This is a genomic window from Bradyrhizobium sp. 139 (genome assembly GCF_023074175.1).
In the GTDB taxonomy this organism is placed as follows: domain Bacteria; phylum Pseudomonadota; class Alphaproteobacteria; order Rhizobiales; family Xanthobacteraceae; genus Bradyrhizobium.
The window spans coordinates 1-4,359 of record NZ_JADPKS010000015.1 but is presented as its reverse complement, the minus strand read 5'-3'; the positions used below and the strand labels follow the sequence as shown (position 1 = coordinate 4,359).

Below are 4,359 nucleotides of genomic sequence, written 5' to 3'. Positions count from 1 at the left end.
AGGAACCTTCAACGACGTCAGCGAACTCAAAACCGCGATTGACGAGTGGATCGAGCATCGAAACCAAAACCCAAAGCCCTTCAAGTGGACCGCCAGCGCAAAGTCCATCCTCGCAAAGCACCGCCGAGCCAAAAAAGCGCTCGCAATCACAAAAGCGGGATGCGAATGAATGAGTCAGAACACTAGCAGTGTCAGCGGCGAGCCATAAAGCTTGCCCTGATGATATCGCTTATGAAGATCTCTAACTCCGGCTGTAGAACGGGCGAGATGTAATGTGCCCTTGGGCGTTGCTTCACAATCGATGGCTTCACGCTCGACCAGCGAGAAAACGCGGTGTGGGGCGTCTGCAAGAATCTCGATGAGACGACGGCCAGCATCTTGCCCCAATTGGGCGACAATTGTGTCCGGCAGAAGCCAAAGACCGGCATTGACCAAGCCGACATTACGCCCGGATCCGCCATGATCCACCGTTTCGGCCTCCAGCACACAAACTGAAGCTCCACGTCTTGCCGCTTCAAGCGCCGCCGCGCATCCAGTGAAGCCACCCCCGACAACAACCAAGTCGACTGATAGATTCCTACTTAACGCTGGCGCATCAACTTGTTCGCGGGAGCTTGCGCGTCAAAGAATTGAAGTGCGATTCTCGTTCATATTGTCTGCTCTAATGAATGCCTGAGCGGGGGAAAGCGCCTGGGCTGACAAGAGCAGCAGCAATTTCCGGGCCGGGCGCAATTGGCCCCTCGATAACGCGTGCGGTGTGCCGATACTGTGCTGACGGATGCGCTCCAAGGGCGGACGTCTCATAACCGACGGCGGCCGACCGAGCGCGAGCAGCGCAGAATAACGACGCGATGAAGACCTGCCGCCGCGCATCAAATGTACGCGAGTTCGCACTAAGGATGTGCTGTGGCGGTGCCGCGCGGGCGAGATCCTCGGGGAACGGCTCGGCATCGTGTTGCTGGTCATAAAGTTTCCCAAACATCCGCAATGCGAGCCGATCAACCTATCGATAGATGTGAAGCGCATTCGGACAATAAAGCCGCGAAGAATCCCGATCCAATCTGCCTGTGCCACTGGTTGCGACGACCTCGATCATGATGCCGAAGAACGTGCGTTTGTCCGCTGGACGTCAGGATATGAGCCATAAGCGACAGACGTTCCACGTCTAGGCCGACGCGAATTCAATGTCCATCGAGAAACGCCGTTCGCTAGAAGAAGTCCCGAGCAAGACGGCGATGCGATTTTCCTGAATCGGATCGTTATGACTTCCTGGCTCGCGGATGAAACAGATTGGGGCCGCGCCAACTCTGAAACAGTTCATCAAAACGCCGAAAGCCGCTCAGTTGTCCGGAATCGACGATGCGCGCGGGAAACCTGCGACGTAACTGAGGATGGGAAACTGCCAGCATTAGTAGGTTCGTTGTTCGCGCTTCTTAGGTAATGAGTAAGCTATCTGAAAAGGCACGCGACGCGACCATAACTCCAATGGGCCAAGAGACAATCATGTTTAAAAAGACGACGCGCAAAATCGAGTGCAGGCAAGATACTCTCCCGGTTTCCACAGACCGAGTGTTCGCCGGAACAAGGTGCATCTGGACATTGACCGCGAACGGATGGCGTTCTCCCAGGAAACCGTCGTCGTGCGCTGGGCTTTCGCCAAACCACAATACGCGACCGGATGGATTCCACGTGTTGAACATAAGGCGCAGCTGAGCGCAGCAGCAATCTTCGCGGTTCCCCAATCACACAGAACTGGGCTCCCGATCAAGTCGATGAAGCAGATGGGGAGTCAGGAAGACCGGGCTCAGAAGCGCGAAATCAACGGCCAGGAATGCGTCGTCACCCTCGCGGATTCTGCCTGGCGAACATTGATCGAAACCAAACGCGTTGGCGCGATGCCTACGTAGGCAGGCATGGACACATAAAATGGATACGGATGTTTTCGCGGCTCATGAGTCCAACGTTCGTCGCTATGGGCGCTCGTTTCCCACAGTTTTTACAAAGGCCCTTGGGGCGACGATCTGGGATGAGGCTGGTAAGAGCTATATCGATTTCCTTGTGGGGTCCGGCGCACTCAACTACGGGCACAACAACGCGAATATTGTTGCACCGGGAATTGATTATCTGGCCGGAGGGAACATTCTTTTGTCGCTTGATATGAACACGGTGGCAAAACGTGAATTCATTGAAGTGTTTGTCGATTCGATCCTGAAACCCAGAGGCCTTTCGTACAAGATACAGTTTCCGGGGCCGACCGGTACAAACGCTAACGAAGCTGCGCTTGCGCTTGCTCGAAAATATACTGGCCGGTCGAGCGTCATGGCCTTCACAAATGCATTCCACGGCATGTCGCTGGGCTCCCTAGCGGTATCCGGTTCGGCCTCAACGAGGAACCTCGGTGGCGTTCCTCGCCACGACGTGATCCGCGTCCCATATGACGGCTATCCGAACGGAGCTTTTGATTCCGCGAGTTACATCGACTACGTGCTGGGCGACCCTGGCAGTGGCATAGAGAAGCCTGCTGCAATCATTCTGGAAACCATCCAGGCAGAAGGCGGCATGAACTCCGCATCCGCGGGTTGGCTTGCAGAAATTCAGCGCATTTGCCGTAAGCATAGTGTTATTTTGATTGTCGACGACATTCAGGCAGGTGCAGGGCGAACGGGCGAGTTCTTCTCGTTTGAATTCGCAAGAATCGAGCCCGATATCGTGTGCCTTTCGAAATCTCTAAGCGGTTCAGGCAATCCGCTCTCCATTGTTCTGATTCGTCCTGAGATAGACATATGGAATCCTGGAGAACACAGCGGGACGTTCAGAGGCAACAATCTCGCCTTCGTGACTGCAGGCGCCATGTGCAAGATGTGGTCTGAAAGGCAATTTACTGCAAGCGTCGAGCGGACCGCGGTCAAACTGCAAACCCACCTTGATCGCCTCGTTGCGAAATATCCGTATTTGATCGAACAAAAACGCGGCCGCGGTCTGATGGCCGGCCTTAAGTTCCGTTCACACCTCGTCGTCGGCCGTGTGCACGATATCGCCTTTGAAAACGGCCTCCTGATCGAATCGTCAGGGCCAAATCGCGACGTCATCAAAGTCCTTCCGCCGATAACGATCACCGATGACGAACTCGATCGCGGCATCGCCATCCTCGATCAAGCACTGAAGGAGCAAGCCAATGGTAACTGCCCGAGTATCTCAAGCGCCAGCAATCTCGCCTCTTGTGATCAGAGAGCAGACCGGCTCAATCAGCACTGCGGAAATCATCTCAGTCCTGAAAGGTGAGACTACCGGCCTGCACATCAGACGAGGCTTCAGTATCGAAGTAGCCGAGGAGATCGCCGCGAATTTTACTCGCAATCCCGGTCTCAAAGAGCGGAAAGATGGCGTTCCTGGACAATATGTCGGCGCATCTCACTACAAGAAGGATGCAGCCAGCTATTTCGCAGAAGCGGAAAATGCACGACCGTTCGTCGACGCCCTTTTTGGAAATTTGGTTGATCCGGTCCGCGGATTGTTCGACGCGTTGAGGCGTGAGCTTCATAAGCAGGGCATTGAATTGCGGCTGGCCAACTCAAAGTACGGCCAAGCGAACATCTGTCGCGCTATCTGCTGGTCGGGCACTGGCACGTATGCCTTGGAGCCCCACGATGACGTCGCTCAGGTCCTATGCGCCGGGGAAGAATACGACTTTGCTGCTGCGGCCAAGAACACCGTCGTAGCGCTCAACTTTTATCCTAGCATGCCCGAGGAAGGCGGCGATCTGAGGATATGGAGCCATAAGCCGACGGCGACGGATCGAAAGTCGCAGGGCGTCGAGACCACGGGCTATCCCTATTCGGCAGCTTATCTCGATGCCATTCCTTCTCACGAGTTCAAGCTTCAGGCCGGAGATATAGCTCTGATCGATGGCGGTTTCGTTCACGGCGTTACCCGACAATTAGGCAACGGTGAGCGCCGCCTTCTGCTGAACTGCTTCTTCGGGTTTGCGCGACCGAATCTTGTTCTCTGGTGGACATGAAATTGGAAGCCACAGAAGTGACTGGTACGCCGGTGGTTAAGGCGTGAACACGCATTGTAAAAAGGCGAGAACCATTCTGTGACAGACGGTTGCGTCGATGGAATGGCCAGCGTCTTTCTGACAATGGCGTTGCGCCCGGGCTGCTCACGTTTGGCAATGCCAGATTGCAGTCCTGGCCAGCAAGGGGCCGAGTCCATTAACGAAAATCGGTGCTGAGGATGGTCGCGGCATGGCGCCGGGTCCTAGGGTTCAGACTCAATTGATCCAATAGGCGACGATGGCGGCGAGGTGGACGGCAGCTAAGAAGTTTCTGGCAAGTTTGTCGTAGCGCGTTGCGACAC

4 protein-coding genes and 1 pseudogene are annotated in these 4,359 nt (G+C 55.2%); 3 read left to right on the top strand and 2 right to left on the bottom strand.

Going from position 1 to position 4,359, the window contains the following annotated elements; all coding sequences use genetic code 11:
* Positions 1–174 precede the first annotated feature (174 nt).
* Positions 175–561, bottom strand: a complete 387-nt coding sequence (locus tag IVA80_RS04680) for an FAD-dependent oxidoreductase (RefSeq protein WP_247426048.1) — start codon at positions 559–561, stop codon at positions 175–177.
* Positions 562–1,586: 1,025 nt separating this feature from the next.
* Between IVA80_RS04680 and IVA80_RS04675 the strand changes: the two genes are divergently transcribed.
* The 3 genes from IVA80_RS04675 to IVA80_RS04665 are packed head-to-tail and all read left to right on the top strand — an operon-like array spanning position 1,587 to position 4,018.
* Entirely contained in the window at positions 1,587–1,907 is a 321-nt protein-coding gene (locus tag IVA80_RS04675) for a hypothetical protein (protein WP_247426046.1), read from the top strand.
* A gap of 19 nt (positions 1,908–1,926) precedes the next feature.
* Positions 1,927–3,282 (top strand): diaminobutyrate--2-oxoglutarate transaminase, encoded by a 1,356-nt coding sequence (gene ectB, locus IVA80_RS04670; protein ID WP_247426044.1) that lies wholly within the window; start codon positions 1,927–1,929, stop codon positions 3,280–3,282.
* Positions 3,176–4,018, top strand: a complete 843-nt coding sequence (locus IVA80_RS04665; protein ID WP_249809690.1) for a hypothetical protein — start codon at positions 3,176–3,178, stop codon at positions 4,016–4,018. Before ectB ends, IVA80_RS04665 begins: the two co-directional genes overlap by 107 nt.
* A 255-nt stretch (positions 4,019–4,273) precedes the next feature.
* Here the strand turns inward: IVA80_RS04665 and IVA80_RS04660 are convergent.
* Positions 4,274–4,359: pseudogene (locus IVA80_RS04660) on the bottom strand (IS5/IS1182 family transposase); the annotation flags it as partial.